Consider the following 16,225-nt stretch of genomic DNA (forward strand, 5'->3'; position numbering starts at 1 on the left):
CTCAGACCCACCACTTCTTCTTAATGCTTCGTTGTAAGCTTCGTTGTTTAGTAAACTAAACGGCCTCAACTTACGCCTTGTCTTAAAAAGAAGTCGGTATACAAACAGTAAGACCAGCATATGTGGGGCTATAGCTCAGCTGGGAGAGCGCCTGCCTTGCACGCAGGAGGTCAGCAGTTCGATCCTGCTTAGCTCCACCACTTTACTTCTTAAAAATAAATATTCTTTTATCGGGTAGCACAATCACCTGAGAATAGAGTGTGTTTAATTTTGAGAAGTTTTTGATTCTCTGCTCTTTAAAAATTTGGAAAAGCTGATAATAAAATTCGTATGAATACAGTGTATTTGTACAGAGTTTTCAAAAGTAAAAAAGAATGATAGCAGTATCATTCAGTGCCATTTAATGAACGTTTACGTTTATTGATTGGTATCTACTTTAGTATTCAATATTAACTTCTGGCGAAGTTAAACTGTCACAAAACAAAGACCCGTTTGGGTTGTATGGTTAAGTGACTAAGCGTACACGGTGGATGCCTTGGCAGTTGGAGGCGATGAAGGACGTATTAACTTGCGATAAGCCTAGTCAAGCTAGTAAAAAGCACTTGAGACTAGGATTTCCGAATGGGGAAACCCACCTGCTTGCAGGTATCGTTAACTGAATACATAGGTTAACGAGGCGAACGCGGAGAACTGAAACATCTAAGTACCCGTAGGAAAAGAAATCAACCGAGATTCCGATAGTAGCGGCGAGCGAAATCGGAACAGCCCTTAAGCTTATTATGTGTTAATGGAAGGCTCTGGAAAGTGCCACGATACAGGGTGATAGTCCCGTACATGAAAACGCATTTTAAGTGAAATCGAGTAGGTCGGAGCACGTGAAACTTTGACTGAATATAGGTGGACCATCATCTAAGGCTAAATACTCCCAACTGACCGATAGTGAACCAGTACCGTGAGGGAAAGGCGAAAAGAACCCCTGTGAGGGGAGTGAAATAGAACCTGAAACCGTGTACGTACAAGCAGTAGGAGCCCACTTGTTGGGTGACTGCGTACCTTTTGTATAATGGGTCAGCGACTTATATTTTGTAGCGAGGTTAACCGATTAGGGTAGCCGTAGGGAAACCGAGTCTTAACTGGGCGAATAGTTGCAAGGTATAGACCCGAAACCCGGTGATCTAGCCATGGGCAGGTTGAAGGTTGAGTAACATCAACTGGAGGACCGAACCCACTAACGTTGAAAAGTTAGGGGATGACCTGTGGTTAGGAGTGAAAGGCTAATCAAACCGGGAGATAGCTGGTTCTCCCCGAAATCTATTTAGGTAGAGCCTCGGACGAATACTTACGGGGGTAGAGCACTGTTAAGGCTAGGGGGTCATCCCGACTTACCAACCCTTTGCAAACTCCGAATACCGTAAAGTAATATCCGGGAGACACACGGCGGGTGCTAACGTCCGTCGTGAAGAGGGAAACAACCCAGACCGCCAGCTAAGGTCCCAAAGTCATAGTTAAGTGGGAAACGATGTGGAAAGGCCCAGACAGCCAGGAGGTTGGCTTAGAAGCAGCCATCCTTTAAAGAAAGCGTAATAGCTCACTGGTCGAGTCGGTCTGCGCGGAAGATGTAACGGGGCTAAACTATGCACCGAAGCTGCGGATTCAAAATTTATTTTGAGTGGTAGGGGAGCGTTCTGTAAGCGGTTGAAGGTGTACCGGGAGGTATGCTGGACGTATCAGAAGTGCGAATGCTGACATGAGTAACGATAATGCGGGTGAAAAACCCGCACGCCGGAAGACCAAGGGTTCCTATCCCATGTTAATCAGGGTAGGGTAAGTCGACCCCTAAGGCGAGGCCGAAAGGCGTAGTCGATGGGAAACGGATTAATATTTCCGTACTTGGTATAATTGCGATGGGGGGACGGAGCAGGCTAAGCAAGCATGGCGATGGTAGTCCATGTGAAAGTGTGTAGGCTAGCGACTTAGGTAAATCCGGGTTGCTGTTAGGCTGAGACACGAGACGAGTCACCAAGGTGATGAAGTTGCTGATGCCATACTTCCAGGAAAAGCCTCTAAGCTTCAGATTATACCGAATCGTACCCCAAACCGACACAGGTGGTCAGGTAGAGAATACTAAGGCGCTTGAGAGAACTCGGGTGAAGGAACTAGGCAAAATCGTACCGTAACTTCGGGAGAAGGTACGCTCCGATTGGTGATGAGACTTGCTCTTTAAGCTGATTGGAGCCGCAGTGACCAGGTGGCTGGGACTGTTTATTAAAAACACAGCACTGTGCAAAATCGCAAGATGACGTATACGGTGTGACACCTGCCCGGTGCCGGAAGGTTAATTGATGGGGTTATCTTCGGAGAAGCTCTTGATCGAAGCCCCGGTAAACGGCGGCCGTAACTATAACGGTCCTAAGGTAGCGAAATTCCTTGTCGGGTAAGTTCCGACCTGCACGAATGGTGTAACCATGGCCACGCTGTCTCCACCCGAGACTCAGTGAAATTGAAATCGCAGTGAAGATGCTGTGTACCCGCGGCTAGACGGAAAGACCCCGTGAACCTTTACTACAGCTTGGCACTGAACATTGAACCTACATGTGTAGGATAGGTGGGAGACTTAGAAGCAGAGACGCTAGTTTTTGTGGAGTCGTCCTTGAAATACCACCCTTGTAGTTTTGATGTTCTAACGTTGGCCCCTGAATCGGGGTTACGGACAGTGCCTGGTGGGTAGTTTGACTGGGGCGGTCTCCTCCCAAAGAGTAACGGAGGAGCACGAAGGTTGGCTAAGTACGGTCGGACATCGTACGGTTAGTGTAATGGTAGAAGCCAGCTTAACTGCGAGACAGACACGTCGAGCAGGTACGAAAGTAGGTCATAGTGATCCGGTGGTTCTGAATGGAAGGGCCATCGCTCAACGGATAAAAGGTACTCCGGGGATAACAGGCTGATACCGCCCAAGAGTTCATATCGACGGCGGTGTTTGGCACCTCGATGTCGGCTCATCACATCCTGGGGCTGAAGTCGGTCCCAAGGGTATGGCTGTTCGCCATTTAAAGTGGTACGCGAGCTGGGTTTAGAACGTCGTGAGACAGTTCGGTCCCTATCTGCCGTGGGCGTTTGAGAATTGAGAGGGGTTGCTCCTAGTACGAGAGGACCGGAGTGAACGAACCGCTGGTGTTCGGGTTGTCATGCCAATGGCATTGCCCGGTAGCTACGTTCGGAACTGATAAGCGCTGAAAGCATCTAAGCGCGAAGCAGGCCTCGAGATGAGTTCTCACTAGACTTTTAAAGTCTCTGAAGGGCCGTTGAAGACTACAACGTTGATAGGCAAGATGTGGAAGTGGTGTGAGCCATTAAGCTAACTTGTACTAATTACCCGTGAGGCTTAACCATACAACGCCAAACGCGTTTTATGTGATAGTTTAAGCGCAGAAGTTAATATAACTAAAGTAGATTTACGATACTCTTTATTATCAGAATTCCAAATTTTAGTAAGCTCGATTAAATCGACCTTACACCAAATTTGCTTGGTGACAATAGCGTTTTGGACCCACCTGACCCCATGCCGAACTCAGTAGTGAAACGAAACAGCGCCGATGATAGTGTAGCATTTGCTATGTGAAAGTAGGACATTACCAGGCTCCAAATAAGAGAAACCCGTTACAGCGATGTGACGGGTTTTTTTACGTCTGCAGGAAAGTGAAAACGCAGGTGAAAGGTAAAAGGCATCAGGTAAAAGGAAAATAATAAGCGCCTAATGCCGACTCTATACATTTGCTATATGGCTCTCTACCGCTGTGGGCACTACGACATCACCAGGCTCCAAATTGAGAAAGCCCGACTAGAAATAGTCGGGCTTTTTTACGTCTGCAGAAAAGTAAAAACGTAGGTGAAAGGTAAAAGGCATCAGGTAAAAGTAAAAGAATAAGCGCCTAAAGACTACTCTAACGCTTTGGACGACACCACGACATCTTGCAATAGAAGGCCTGAGAATAAAGGCATTATGAAAATATATCCGTTTGGGGTAATACCAATCTGCAATAATACTCAATCATTTTGCGGGGCTAAACGTGTCGCTATCTGTGTTAAAAAATTCTCATTTAGAACAACTAAATAGCGAATTTTTTGCCTAGCTATCAACCCGTTTTTCCTGCCTCAAAATAGACCGCTTAATTAAGCGAATTGGTATAAGTCTGGATGATGAAGTGAAAAGTAAAGTTTAAAAACCGACTATGCTTGTGCGTAGTTTGATTTATTACCTAACCAGCGGTGAATAAGTGGGTCTATATGCTGAGGATATTGCTTAAGCATTTGTTGTGCGATGGGTCTTACTTGATTGAGTGTTTGTTTATCGCGTGTTAAATCAGCGATTTTGAATTCGGCTAAACCTGTTTGTTTAGTTCCAAGTACTTCACCTGGGCCGCGTATTTCTAAATCACGTTCTGCGATAACAAATCCATCGTTACTATCGCGCAGTACTCCTAATCGCTTCTGTGCAGTATGAGAAAGTGGCGCATGGTATAAAAGAACGCAATGCGATGCGGTTGCCCCACGTCCTACACGGCCTCGTAATTGGTGAAGCTGTGCTAAACCTAAGCGCTCTGGGTTTTCAATAATAATTAGGCTCGCATTGGGGACATCAACACCGACCTCGATCACGGTTGTTGCGACAAGTACATGAATGTTCCCCGTTTTAAACTCACTCATAATGGCTTGCTTTTCAGTGGCTTTCATTCTCCCATGGACTAAACCAATATTAAGTTCAGGTAAGGCTTCTTTTAATTGTAAAGCACTGTCTTCCGCTGCTTGGCATTGTAATACTTCAGACTCGTCTATAAGAGTACATACCCAGTAAACTTGTCGACCTTGTTCATTACAGGCAAGTTTCACCCGACTAATGATGTCATCTCTGCGGGTATCAGGGATGGCAACAGTGGTAATTGGTGTTCTTCCTGGTGGTAATTCGTCGATCACTGAGGTTTCTAAATCTGCATAAGCAGTCATCGCAAGCGTACGTGGTATAGGTGTTGCTGTCATTACTAGTTGATGTGGATAACAATCACCAAAGCGCCCTTTTTCACGCAGTGATAAACGTTGATGAACCCCAAATCGATGTTGCTCATCAATAATGATAAGTACGAGATTGTTAAATTTTACTTCATCTTGAAATAAAGCATGGGTACCCACAATCATCTGCGCTTCACCAGAGGCGATCATTGCAAGGGTATTAACTCGCTCTTTTCCTTTTGTTTTACCGCCTAGCCAAGCAACCGATATTCCAAGGTTTTCAAACCAGCTGGAAAAGTTAATTCCGTGTTGCTCTGATAATATCTCTGTTGGCGCCATTAATGCGACCTGATAGCCTTGTGCTATCGCAGTTAAAGCGCTCAGGGCTGCGACTAATGTTTTACCAGAGCCTACATCCCCTTGGACAAGTCGCATCATAGGGTAAGCGTGTTGCATGTCTGTTTTAATTTCTGATACTACACGGCTTTGTGCATTGGTTGGCGCAAAGGGTAATTGTGCTAGAAATTGCGCTTCTAATGGATTAGTGGGCTCAAGGGCAATAGCTTTAACTTGTTGTCCTTGTTCTCTTACTTTTAATAAACTGAGATTTTGCGCCAGTAATTCTTCAAATACGAGCCGCTGCTGAGCTGGGTGAGTCCCTTGTTCAAGCGCACTTATATCAACATCATTAGGAGGGCGATGCAGTAATAATAACGCATCACTTAACGGTAGTTGCGATGGTTGCCATTGTTGGGGAAGTAGCTCTTCTACTGCATACTTTTGAAGTAATTCTATTACCTGTTCACTCAACGCCCTAATAGAGAGCTGCTTTAACCCCTCGGTTGTTGAATAGACTGGCGTAAGTGTTGATGATGTTGGTTGTTGTTCAAAAGTGTCGCTAATACTGTATTCAGGATGACTCATTTCAAAGCCAATACGTCCGCGACGTATTTCGCCAAAGCAACGAATTATTTTGCCTGTGCTAAATGCATTTTTTTGTGCTGCGGTAAAATTAAAAAATCGTAGTGTTAACCTACCTGTACCATCATTTATTTGGCAAACCAGCATGCGCCGCTTTCCAAAGGTTATTTGACTGGTTTCAATGGTTGCTTGAACAGTTACGTGGCTATGAGGGGTCAACTCACTAATTGTATAAATACGGGTTCTGTCTTCATACCTAAGCGGCAAATGAAATAGCATGTCCTGTACTGTACTAATACCTAGCTTTAAAAGCCGTTCAGCCATTTTAGGACCAACGCCTTTAAGTTCTGTGATTGGGTATTGGCTTAAGCTAGGTTTAGACAATGTAGGCTCAATTATTATTATTTAGTAAGTTAAGTGTACTGATACACTGTATATGCATCAAGTATGTTTTAACGCCTGCCAAAACTGTTCATCAGCAACAATTTCGCCGTTTTCATCAAGAGTAGGGTAAGGTAGGTTTTTTTGTTTGCATTGCCTTGCAATAATTGGGTGGCAGCCTTCAAAGTACATTGGGTGCTTAATTTCTTCACTCAGCATATTTCTATTGTATAAACCAGCTAGATCACGTTGACGTTGTGCTTCGAATAAGATTAATGCTGCTGCAACAGATACATTTAACGATTGCACCATGCCTTGCATTGGAATAATAATGTTTTGATCTGCATATTCGAGCGCTTTTTCTGAGATCCCCGTTTTTTCTTGGCCGACAATAATTGCAGTGGGTTTAGTGTAATCAATTTCTCTAAAATCGACGGCATCTTCACTTAAATGAGTTGCCAAAATTTGTACATCAGGGTTATGAGCACGGATACTGGCTGCGGCATCATCTATATTTTTGTGAAGGTGTGTGTCTAACCAGTTCTTACTGCCACCTGAGGTATTATTGGTTAGCCACTTTTGCTTTTCTGGCCAGACTGCATGCACATGATGGCAACCAACAGCATCGGCCGTTCTGACTATGGCAGATAAGTTATGGTGTTTATGTACGTCTTCTAAACACACGGTAAGATCGGTTTGACGACGTGAAAGTACACTTTCAATTCTTTGATAACGAGTTTTCTGCATGGGAGTCCTCTTTTTCGGCAAATTATACGAGATTTTTCACCTTAAGGCACCACTGTTCGGCTAATCGGGTTTTGTAATGAGATAAGGGTTTCGGTTGACTGAATAGCTTCTATTGCTTGTATTTTATTGATCAACACATCTTGTAGATGATCGATCGAGCGAGTCATTACTTTAATAAAAATACTGTAATTACCGGTGGTGTAATATGCTTCAACAACCTCTTCTAATGATTCAAGCTTAATCAGAGTTTGTGGGTAGTCTCTGGCATTATTTAAATTAATGCCGATAAAACAACATACATCGTAGCCAAGCTGTTTGGTATTAATGGTTAATTGGGTACCTGTAATGATCCCCGCTTGTTTCATTTTTTCAATCCGCACATGAATTGTTCCTGCACTGACACCGAAACGCTTTGCTAATTCAGCATAGGGTGTACGTGCATTATCCATTAATGCATGCAGAATCTGTTTGTCTAGATTATCGATTTGATAATTTTCCATAGGTTTAGTTGCTTTGTATTGTTGTATTTAATGTTTTTATACCATTTTTTTAATGATTTTAATATCTTAAAGCTATTTTTGTTATGGGTTATTGAATTAAACCGTTTAATTGTTACGATAACCATATTGAAGCGCTACTAAGCGCTGAGTCGCCAATACAATAACTGGGAATGAGGCCAATTATTATGAGTTCACACTATGTGCAGCAGCAGCAGCAAATAAGTAAAGTTAAACAGTTTTTTTCACAGCAATTAGAGCAAAAGTTAGGCTTAATTGAAGTACAGGCACCTATTTTAGCTAAAGTAGGTGACGGTACTCAGGATAACTTAAGTGGACACGAGAACGCTGTTGCGGTGAATGTTAAAGCCATTACAGATAGCCGTTATGAAGTCGTGCATTCGTTAGCAAAGTGGAAACGTAAAACTTTGGGCGAGTATGGTTTCTCTAAAGGTGAAGGAATTTACACGCAAATGAAAGCGTTGCGACCTGATGAAGATTCATTAAGTCCAATCCATTCTGTGTATGTTGATCAGTGGGATTGGGAACAAGTTATTTGTGAAAGTACGCAGCGTTCTTTATCTACTTTGAAGCAAACGGTTGAAACTATTTACCAAGGTATTAAAGCTACTGAGAAATATGTTAGTGACAGCTTTGGTTTAACACCATTTTTACCCACAGAGATTACTTTTGTACATAGTGAAGCATTACGTAAAATGTACCCAGATTTTACAGCCAAGCAGCGTGAAAAGGCGATTACTCAAGAATATGGCGCTGTATTTTTAATTGGTATTGGGGGAGCATTGAGTGATGGCAAAATTCATGATGTGAGAGCGCCAGATTACGACGATTGGTCAACCCCGACATGCGAGCAGTACATGGGATTAAATGGTGATATTTTAGTATGGAACCCAGTGCTTGAAGACGCTTTCGAAATCTCATCGATGGGAATTCGTGTAAGCCCTGAAGTATTGCAAACTCAATTAAGTATTACGGGAGACGAAGACCGTTTAGAGTTTGACTGGCATAAGGCATTGCTAGAAAGTAAGCTTCCACAGACAATTGGCGGTGGTATTGGTCAATCTCGTTTAGCGATGCTGTTATTACAAAAACAACATATAGGGCAAGTGCAGGTAGGTGTGTGGCCAGCGCAAACCTATACAAGTGTAGACGGTTTACTATAAAAAGTTGGGGCTGTTACTAACAGCCCCTTATTATTAAGTTTTAAATTCAATTTCTATTTTATTATTTTCTAACTTAACACTACTCGGTGGGAAGTTACGGGTCGTTTTAAGCAGTTTATTGAAGATATGGATCTCTACACCCGAATGTAAAACGCTATTCACAGTCAACATGGCTTCATCGAGTAACGTATTCAGTTTTTGCTCTAAACCTGCTACCTGCTTTTCTAATTGTTCTGCTTGCTGACTATGGTGTAGCTGCGTGGTGCCAATTTTATTTATGAGTTCATTTTTTTTATCTGCATCTTTAATTAAATCTGCTTTTTCTAAAGCCGCTTGTAAACTATCAACTTGTTCATTTGTTGCTGTTAGTTCACTAAAAGATTTATCAATCTCTTTGGTCATTTCAGTGGCTGAAGCCGCTAAATTAATTACCATTTTAGCACCAGATTCATTACCTATCTCGCCGGCAATCAGTTTAGTGGCATCTAGAATTTCACCCCCAAATAGCTTTCCTTTAGGTAACTCTGATTGACCAATTTGTATTGTACTCTTTGCTTTCATTGAGCTGTGGCTAGCTTGACGTTCAAGCAGAATGTTATTAGCTTCAATGTAACAATATTGAGAGTGTGAGGCATGGACATCGCCTGCGCATATTATTCTACAAGACAGTGATTTATCTTCAGGCTTTTGATGGCCAATTACCCCTTGTTTTACAGTTATATCGCCTCCTGCGGTTAATTCGCCAGATTCAACCGTACCAAAAACGGTAATGTCGCCCGTTGCATTAATACGCATTCCTGGCTCTACATTTTTACTCACTATCACACTGCCTTCAAAGTCGATATGCCCTGTTTTTACCGACACATCGTTGACAGTAAAAATATCGTCAACACGCATGCCATTATTTATTTCAACCGGCACGCCAGCAATCGTAGAGAGTAATTCCATCGGATTATTTTTTGAGATTTCAGTGCCCTCACCTGCAATTAGAGTATGAACCTCTCCGGGTTTTGCAGGTAATACATCGCCTAACACGGTAAACCCTTCTTGGCCTGGTGTAGCGGGTTGTTGCTGTACTAGTAATTCACCTGGTTTTACACTTGCTAACTTACCAAAGTCACGCATATCTACACTGCCATCTTCTTTTAATTTAGGGGCTTTGAGACGATCTTTAAGTGTTTGAACCATTGCGTTAAATTTAGTTGGTTTACCGTCTATAGGTAAGCGCCCTTTGGCGAGTGGACCACTGACTACGGAGCCAGGTGGGAGTTCAGATTGCTTTTGTAAAAGTTGCTCTAAAAATGCTTGTTTATAACCTCTTGCGACGTGCGCTTTAACTAATTCTTTTTTAGCTTCATCAAAACTCAGTGTTGCTCCCCCTTTAGCAAGAGTGAGCGTGCCCGTGGCTAGCATTTTATCATCACTTATCTCCACGCTTAAGGTGGCATCATGACGTGTTGCAACAACTAATATACGTTCAGGTGTTGCACTGCTGAAATAGTTATTTATGGCGTCATGATTGATTTCACACTCGCTGTAAGGCGATTGTTCAATTGCTTCAATGATAAAAGCAGCACTGGCGGGTGCAGATTTACTCGTATCGAGCAATACATTGCCATTATGAGCAAGCTTAAACACAAGTTATCCTTTTCTACTACTAAAGTAAGGTTTAATAAAATAACGTGATTACAGAGTGCTAGAATTTTAGTTTTGAGTCAAGAATTCATCAAAGTGTAGTTACAGATTGGAATAAAAGCTATGAGCGGCGCTCATAGCTTATAGAGGTTAGTTTGTTGAAGGAAGTTCCATAATGCCGTCTATTTCTACTTGTACACCTTTAGGTAGTGCACGAACGCCAATAGCAGCGCGAGCAGGATAAGGCTGTTTAAAATATTGGCTCATTACTTCGTTAACAATGGCAAAATTTGAAAGATCAGTAAGGTAAATATTTACTTTTACTAAATCTTGAATGGTGCCGCCAGCTTCTTCACAAACCGCACAAATATTTTTAAATACTTGGTGTGTTTGCTCGCTAAAGTCTTCAGATATAACGTCCATTGTTTCAGGGACAAGTGGAATTTGCCCAGATAAATAAACCGCTGTGCCCACTTTTACTGCTTGGCTGTATGTGCCAATCGCTGCAGGTGCTTTATCCGTTGATATAAATGCTTTATTCATGATGTTCCTATTTTATTTTTTACGATAGACTTTTTGTACATCCGGCATCACACGTATACGACGCATGATATTAGCGACATGGATACGGTTTTTAACTGTGATCCCTAAGTCTATCACGTATAAATTACTTTCTTTTTCATCGGTAGCTATTTCTACAATATTGGCCTGTGTCGTTGCGACCACATTGGTTAATTTAGCCAGCGCACCTTGGTGGTTAATAATTTCTACTCGTAAAGCCGCAATGTATTCTTTTTCTGGATTATCATCCCATTTTACGACTAGGTATTTTGAACGATCATTTTCCCAGCCACGAATGTTCTTACACTCTTGGCGATGAACCGTTAAACCTTTACCCTGGCTTACGTGAGCTGTAATAGCGTCTCCAGGCACTGGACGACAACATTTAGAATAATTAACTAACATGCCTTCTGTACCAATAATGGTCGCTTTTGCACGTTTAGCAATATCGTTTAAATCATCGTTATCGTTTTGTAATAAGCGTTTGGCAATCAGCATGCTCATTAAATTACCTGAGCCAATTTCTACCAGTAGCTCTAAGGTTGAAGAGAGTTCATGCTCCTCAAGCACTCGCGTAATATTTTCAGCTGGCAGGTTATCAAACTTGTTTTCACCTAGGGCTGAATCAAGTAAGCGACGACCTAATAATAATGCTTCTTCATGCTGTTGGCTTTTAAGGTAGTTACGTACGCCCAGTCGCGCTTTACCAGTAACAATAAAGTTAAGCCATGTTGCGTTAGGATGAGCGCCTGAGCTAGTAATAATTTCTATTGTTTGCCCAGTATCAATGGCTTTACTTAAAGGATAAGGTTTACGATTAACGCGTGCGCCTACACAAGTATTACCTACATCAGTATGAACGGCATAAGCAAAATCAACCGCCGTTGCACCCATAGGAAGTTCAATAATCCGACCATCTGGGGTAAAGACATAAATTTCTTCAGGGAAGAGTTCGGTTTTAACGTTTTCAACAAACTCAAATGATGATCCCGCACTTTGCTGTAACTCTAGTAAGCTTTGCATCCATTGGCGAGCACGCTGCTGCGCAGTGTGACCCGCATTGTCACCAGACTTTTTATACATCCAGTGAGCCGCGACTCCTTTGTCTGCCATGTGATCCATATCGTGAGTACGGATTTGAATTTCAACAGGAATACCATGCGGGCCAACCAAAGAAGTATGAAGTGATTGATAGCCATTAGTTTTTGGCACGGCAATATAGTCTTTAAAGCGGGTTTCAATTGGCTTATATAAGTTATGAGCAACGCCGAGTACGCGATAACAGGTGTCCATAGAATCTACCGCAATACGAAAAGCGTAAATATCCATGACTTCGTTAAATAGTAACTCTTTGTTGAGCATTTTTTTATAAATACTGTATAGATGCTTTTCACGGCCTGATACGGTGGCCTTTATGCCAGACTCCTCAAGGCGTGCTTCAATTTCTGTTTGAATATTTGAAATAACTTCTTTGCGATTTCCACGCGCTTTAGCCACTTCAGATTTAAGTGCACGATGACGCATTGGATACAGCGCTTGAAAACCTAAGTCTTCTAGCTCATTTTTTATATCGTGAATACCTAAACGATTAGCAATCGGCGCATAAATTTCTAGAGTTTCGCGAGCAATACGGCGGCGTTTATCAGGACGAAGTGCGCCTAATGTTCGCATGTTATGCGTTCTATCAGCCAACTTGATTAAAATAACCCGAATATCTTGGGTCATTGCCATAATCATTTTTCGATAGTTTTCAGCTTGAAACTCTTTTTTATCTTTAAAGCTTAACTTATCAAGCTTGCTCACACCTTCAACGAGTTCAGCCACCGTTTCACCAAATATTTCAGCTAAATCTTGTTGGCTAAAATCGGTATCTTCAATCACATCGTGCATCAATGCTGCCATGAGCGTTTCATGGTCAAGGTGCATGCTAGCTAGTATCTGAGTTACTTCAACGGGGTGAGTAATGTAAGGCTCGCCACTTGAGCGAGTTTGACCTTCATGGGCCTCTCGGGCTACCACATAGGCTTTTTGAACTAGCTCAACATCGTCTGCTGGCAAGTATTTTGAGATTTTCTTTTTAAGACCTTCAAAAAGATACATTCACACTCCAATGTTCTCGTGAAGCAAATAAGTTAGGATAAGTTACGAATATACGATGAAAACAAAGGATTGCCAACGGCTATAGTTGAAATACTATGCCGTTAGCTAAATCAAACCGGGCGGTTGATTATTGGTTGCCACCAACAATGGCAGCAACAGCAGCTAGTTCTGCCGCTTCTTGGTGTTGTTGTTCTTCACGGTCAATAACATCCATTGAAGAATTATCAACTAAACCAAGTTCGATTTCACGTAAAGCAACAACTGTTGGCTTATCGTTCTCAGGATCTACTAGTGGATCTTTACCACCAACAGCAATTTGGCGGGCACGACGGGCCGCAACTAAAATTAAGTCAAAACGATTACCAATTGCATCTACTGCATCTTCAACTGTTACGCGAGCCATCTTAGCACTCCAAAATAATTTAAAAGCAAAGGCGTAGTTTACTGCACGCAGCAGGTTTCGCCAATAGCCAGTGGTTAATTTTTATCTGTTTTAGGGCATGAACACCTAATTTATCTTAATTTAGATTATTTGAGTAGCTCATTAATTAAAGTTTGATGACGTGTTGTTTGCGCTTTTAGCGTTAATCGCTGTGCAATAACAATACTTTCTATCTCACTTAAAGCAGTATCAAAATCATCATTCACAACAACAAAGTCATACTCATCGTAATGAGAGGTTTCTGATTGAGCTTGTGCCATACGCCCGGCAATAATTTCAGCTGAGTCTTGGCCACGGTTATTTAAACGTTGCTCTAACTCTTGCTTTGACGGCGGTAAAATAAAGATAGTTTTTACGTCATCCATTATTTCTCGAACTTGGCGAGCGCCTTGCCAATCAATATCTAAAAACACATCAATGCCAGCGGCGAGTTGCTCTTCAATAGCTTGCTTAGAAGTACCGTAATAATTGTCAAATACTTGTGCCCATTCAAAAAAGTCATCTTTGGCAATTAGTGCCTTAAACTCATCAACCGATACAAAATGGTAGTGTTCCGCATCGTTTTCACCAGGGCGCGGTGCGCGGGTGGTGTGTGATACCGATACTTTCATATCAGCATGTTTTTTCAGTAATGCATTTATTAAGCTCGATTTACCCGCCCCAGAAGGCGCAGATAAAATAAATAAGTTTCCGCGAGAGTGTGCCATTATTTTCTCTATCTAAAAATAAACAGGCTCGAACTATAAACAGCTCAAGCCTTCAATTATTATATTGTACTTTATTTAGCTAATTATGCTCAAGTGAGTGGTAAAGCCAAAAAAAGTTACTCAATATTCTGGATCTGAATGTTGACTTGTATTTATTAATTTATATATATCAGATGTTTGAAGTGTGTTGTTGTGCGTAATGTTGATTGTTAACCACCGATTTAACCACCAGCTGGTTGATCCTTAATGTATAGAGGCGTTCACTAAAACAAACACACTAAGAAATCTACTAGTTTGAAATATACCAGCTTTATACTCTTTTCTCCATAAATGCTCTTATCTTATAATAAATGGATATTACTGTATCTAAATACCGATTTTTTAAACTATAATAGACACTACTGTATCCATGAGGTTGAGTATGAAATTTTCACTTTTAGATGACACTGATGTTAGCCAAGCTTTTGCAGCGCACCTTCGTGGTTTACGTGAGCAGGCTAAACTATCGCGAGAAGCGCTTGCCCAGCGTAGTTGTGTGCCTGCGCCTACCATTAAAAAATTCGAACTCACTGGGCAAATTTCTTTTCGCCAGTTACTACTCTTATGGCAGTCACTTGACTCACTCGATAGGCTTTATCGGCTAACCCAAGTAAGCACAGAGCGCAATGCTTTACCCGCTAGTATAGAAGAGGTCCTTAAAGATGAGTTTTAAATCAATTCAAAAGCTCAATGTGCAACGAACGCTTGCAACGGGTGAGACTGTGTCGGTGGGCGTGTTAGCTCAAAACCGCCAGGGAGTATTCTTTCAGTACTTTGATGAATACATTAGTAAATTTGGAAATTTATCCCCGTTTACTTTACAAGCTAATGGACAGCTTCAACAAGCACCTAAAGAGCCTCACCAGGGGATTCATGGCGTTTTTGGTGATAGTTTACCTGATGGCTGGGGGTTGTTACTCCAAGACCGAATATTTCGCCAGCAAGGCGTTTTACCTGCGCAAGTAACAGCAATGGATCGTTTAGCTTTTGTTGGCAGCCAAGGGGTGGGGGGATTGTCTTTTACGCCCGTCTCAGAGTTTTCACCTGAACAACATCAAAATATTGATATAGCAACACTTGGGTTAGAAGCACAAACCTTATTTGATCAATCTTTATCTGAAGAGTTAGATGGTAATACCCAACACGTTTTAGCAACCTTGGTTGCTGTGGGGAGCTCAGGTGGAGCAAGGCCTAAAGCACAAGTTTATATGCCTGCTGGTGATGCAAAGCAATGCCGGACGTTTGCACAGCCAGGAGATGAGGCATGGTTGGTTAAGTTTACGTCGAAGAATTTGGCTCTAGGTCATGAAGAGGGCTTATGTGAAGCCGTGTATCTACAAATGGCTGAGCAAGCTAAATGCCAGCCACCGGTTTGGCAGTTAATTGATGCGCCACCAAATAGTGGCGCAAAGGCTTGGCTAGCACTGAAACGTTTTGACTATTTACCCAAAGAACAAGGACTACCGGCAAATAAAGCCGATAGTGTACATCATGCAGGGCGTTTGCATATGCATAGTGCCTGTGGCTTATTAGATGCCGACTTTCGTACTCCTAGCTTAGACTATAGTGATCTTATTAAAGCCAGTCGTCAGCTGTGTAAGTCTCCTGCGGCAGGGCAACTTCAGTTCCGCCGTGCCATTTTTAATTTATTTGCAGCTAACCAAGATGACCACAGTAAAAACTGGGGCTTTTTACAAGGGGATGATGGTAACTGGCAGCTAGCCCCCTTTTACGACGTTACATTTAGCCCTCATCCCTTTAATGAGCATGCAACAGCCTTTGCAGGGCATGGAAAAGCGCCGCCACTCAAAGTAATGCAAAAGTTGGCAGCAAGTGCAGGTTTTGCTAATTGGAAAGAGGCCCAGCAATGTATTCATGAAGTCGTTGATGTGATTGATAACTTTACATCTTTGGCAACAAAACAAGCGGTTAGTAAAACAACTGTACAAGCAATTGCAGAGACACTCGCCCAGCGAAAGCAAGAGAACGCAGCGCTACTTATCTAGC

At 42.2% G+C, this 16,225-nt stretch carries 11 protein-coding genes, 1 tRNA gene and 2 rRNA genes; 6 read left to right on the forward strand and 8 right to left on the reverse strand.

Features of this window, described 5'->3' with window-relative positions; translation table 11 throughout:
• The first annotated feature begins 124 nt into the window (after positions 1-124).
• The 3 genes from PTET_RS03655 (at position 125) to rrf (ending at position 3,638) form a co-directional block, all read left to right on the forward strand.
• Positions 125-200: transfer RNA gene (locus PTET_RS03655), tRNA-Ala, on the forward strand.
• Positions 201-503: 303 nt separating this feature from the next.
• Positions 504-3,390, forward strand: a 23S ribosomal RNA gene (locus PTET_RS03660).
• Between the two features lie 133 nt (positions 3,391-3,523).
• Positions 3,524-3,638, forward strand: a 5S ribosomal RNA gene (rrf, locus tag PTET_RS03665).
• A 589-nt stretch (positions 3,639-4,227) separates the two neighbouring features.
• On the opposite strand, the gene recG is transcribed toward rrf, so the two are convergent.
• The 3 genes from recG to asnC are packed head-to-tail and all read right to left on the reverse strand — an operon-like array spanning position 4,228 to position 7,553.
• Positions 4,228-6,309, reverse strand: a complete 2,082-nt coding sequence (gene recG / locus PTET_RS03670; RefSeq protein ID WP_096038205.1) for an ATP-dependent DNA helicase RecG — start codon at positions 6,307-6,309, stop codon at positions 4,228-4,230.
• 57 nt (positions 6,310-6,366) lie between these two features.
• A complete protein-coding gene (gene trmH / locus PTET_RS03675; RefSeq protein WP_096038206.1) occupies positions 6,367-7,053 on the reverse strand; it encodes a tRNA (guanosine(18)-2'-O)-methyltransferase TrmH in 687 nt (228 codons plus the stop codon).
• Positions 7,054-7,094: 41 nt separating this feature from the next.
• Complete coding sequence (gene asnC / locus PTET_RS03680; protein WP_013466068.1) at positions 7,095-7,553, reverse strand: transcriptional regulator AsnC; 459 nt, start codon at positions 7,551-7,553, stop codon at positions 7,095-7,097.
• Between the two features lie 185 nt (positions 7,554-7,738).
• Here asnC and asnA point away from each other — a divergent pair, with 185 nt between their 5' ends.
• Complete coding sequence (asnA, locus tag PTET_RS03685) at positions 7,739-8,734, forward strand: aspartate--ammonia ligase (protein ID WP_013466066.1); 996 nt, start codon at positions 7,739-7,741, stop codon at positions 8,732-8,734.
• Positions 8,735-8,767: 33 nt separating this feature from the next.
• Here asnA and PTET_RS03690 read toward each other — a convergent pair whose 3' ends face one another.
• From PTET_RS03690 to gmk, 5 genes are all read right to left on the reverse strand, one after another.
• Positions 8,768-10,372, reverse strand: a complete 1,605-nt coding sequence (locus PTET_RS03690) for a DUF342 domain-containing protein (protein ID WP_013466065.1) — start codon at positions 10,370-10,372, stop codon at positions 8,768-8,770.
• Positions 10,373-10,519: 147 nt separating this feature from the next.
• Positions 10,520-10,912, reverse strand: coding sequence for a RidA family protein (locus tag PTET_RS03695; protein ID WP_013466064.1), 393 nt, complete (start codon positions 10,910-10,912; stop codon positions 10,520-10,522).
• Between the two features lie 12 nt (positions 10,913-10,924).
• Complete coding sequence (gene spoT / locus PTET_RS03700) at positions 10,925-13,030, reverse strand: bifunctional GTP diphosphokinase/guanosine-3',5'-bis pyrophosphate 3'-pyrophosphohydrolase (protein WP_096038207.1); 2,106 nt, start codon at positions 13,028-13,030, stop codon at positions 10,925-10,927.
• A gap of 127 nt (positions 13,031-13,157) precedes the next feature.
• Entirely contained in the window at positions 13,158-13,433 is a 276-nt protein-coding gene (gene rpoZ / locus PTET_RS03705) for a DNA-directed RNA polymerase subunit omega (RefSeq protein ID WP_008108220.1), read from the reverse strand.
• 125 nt (positions 13,434-13,558) lie between these two features.
• Positions 13,559-14,179 (reverse strand): guanylate kinase, encoded by a 621-nt coding sequence (gene gmk, locus PTET_RS03710; RefSeq protein ID WP_013466062.1) that lies wholly within the window; start codon positions 14,177-14,179, stop codon positions 13,559-13,561.
• A 421-nt stretch (positions 14,180-14,600) separates the two neighbouring features.
• Between gmk and PTET_RS03715 the strand changes: the two genes are divergently transcribed.
• Positions 14,601-14,891: a helix-turn-helix domain-containing protein gene (locus PTET_RS03715; RefSeq protein WP_024598676.1), complete on the forward strand. Its 291-nt coding sequence runs from the start codon at positions 14,601-14,603 to the stop codon at positions 14,889-14,891.
• Positions 14,881-16,224, forward strand: coding sequence for a type II toxin-antitoxin system HipA family toxin (locus tag PTET_RS03720; RefSeq protein WP_096038208.1), 1,344 nt, complete (start codon positions 14,881-14,883; stop codon positions 16,222-16,224). Before PTET_RS03715 ends, PTET_RS03720 begins: the two co-directional genes overlap by 11 nt.
• Position 16,225: the final 1 nt, after the last annotated feature.

This window comes from Pseudoalteromonas tetraodonis, from assembly GCF_002310835.1.
GTDB classification, from domain to species: domain Bacteria; phylum Pseudomonadota; class Gammaproteobacteria; order Enterobacterales; family Alteromonadaceae; genus Pseudoalteromonas; species Pseudoalteromonas tetraodonis.

What these genes read in the sequence shown, in the direction of transcription:
- asnA (WP_013466066.1), top strand. Translation starts at nt 7,739, where the DNA reads ATGAGTTCACACTATGTGCAGCAGCAGCAGCAAATAAGTAAAGTTAAA.
- PTET_RS03720 (WP_096038208.1), top strand. Translation starts at nt 14,881, where the DNA reads ATGAGTTTTAAATCAATTCAAAAGCTCAATGTGCAACGAACGCTTGCA.
- PTET_RS03715 (WP_024598676.1), top strand. Translation starts at nt 14,601, where the DNA reads ATGAAATTTTCACTTTTAGATGACACTGATGTTAGCCAAGCTTTTGCA.
- spoT (WP_096038207.1), bottom strand. Translation starts at nt 13,030, where the DNA reads ATGTATCTTTTTGAAGGTCTTAAAAAGAAAATCTCAAAATACTTGCCA.
- asnC (WP_013466068.1), bottom strand. Translation starts at nt 7,553, where the DNA reads ATGGAAAATTATCAAATCGATAATCTAGACAAACAGATTCTGCATGCA.
- trmH (WP_096038206.1), bottom strand. Translation starts at nt 7,053, where the DNA reads ATGCAGAAAACTCGTTATCAAAGAATTGAAAGTGTACTTTCACGTCGT.
- rpoZ (WP_008108220.1), bottom strand. Translation starts at nt 13,433, where the DNA reads ATGGCTCGCGTAACAGTTGAAGATGCAGTAGATGCAATTGGTAATCGT.
- gmk (WP_013466062.1), bottom strand. Translation starts at nt 14,179, where the DNA reads ATGGCACACTCTCGCGGAAACTTATTTATTTTATCTGCGCCTTCTGGG.
- PTET_RS03695 (WP_013466064.1), bottom strand. Translation starts at nt 10,912, where the DNA reads ATGAATAAAGCATTTATATCAACGGATAAAGCACCTGCAGCGATTGGC.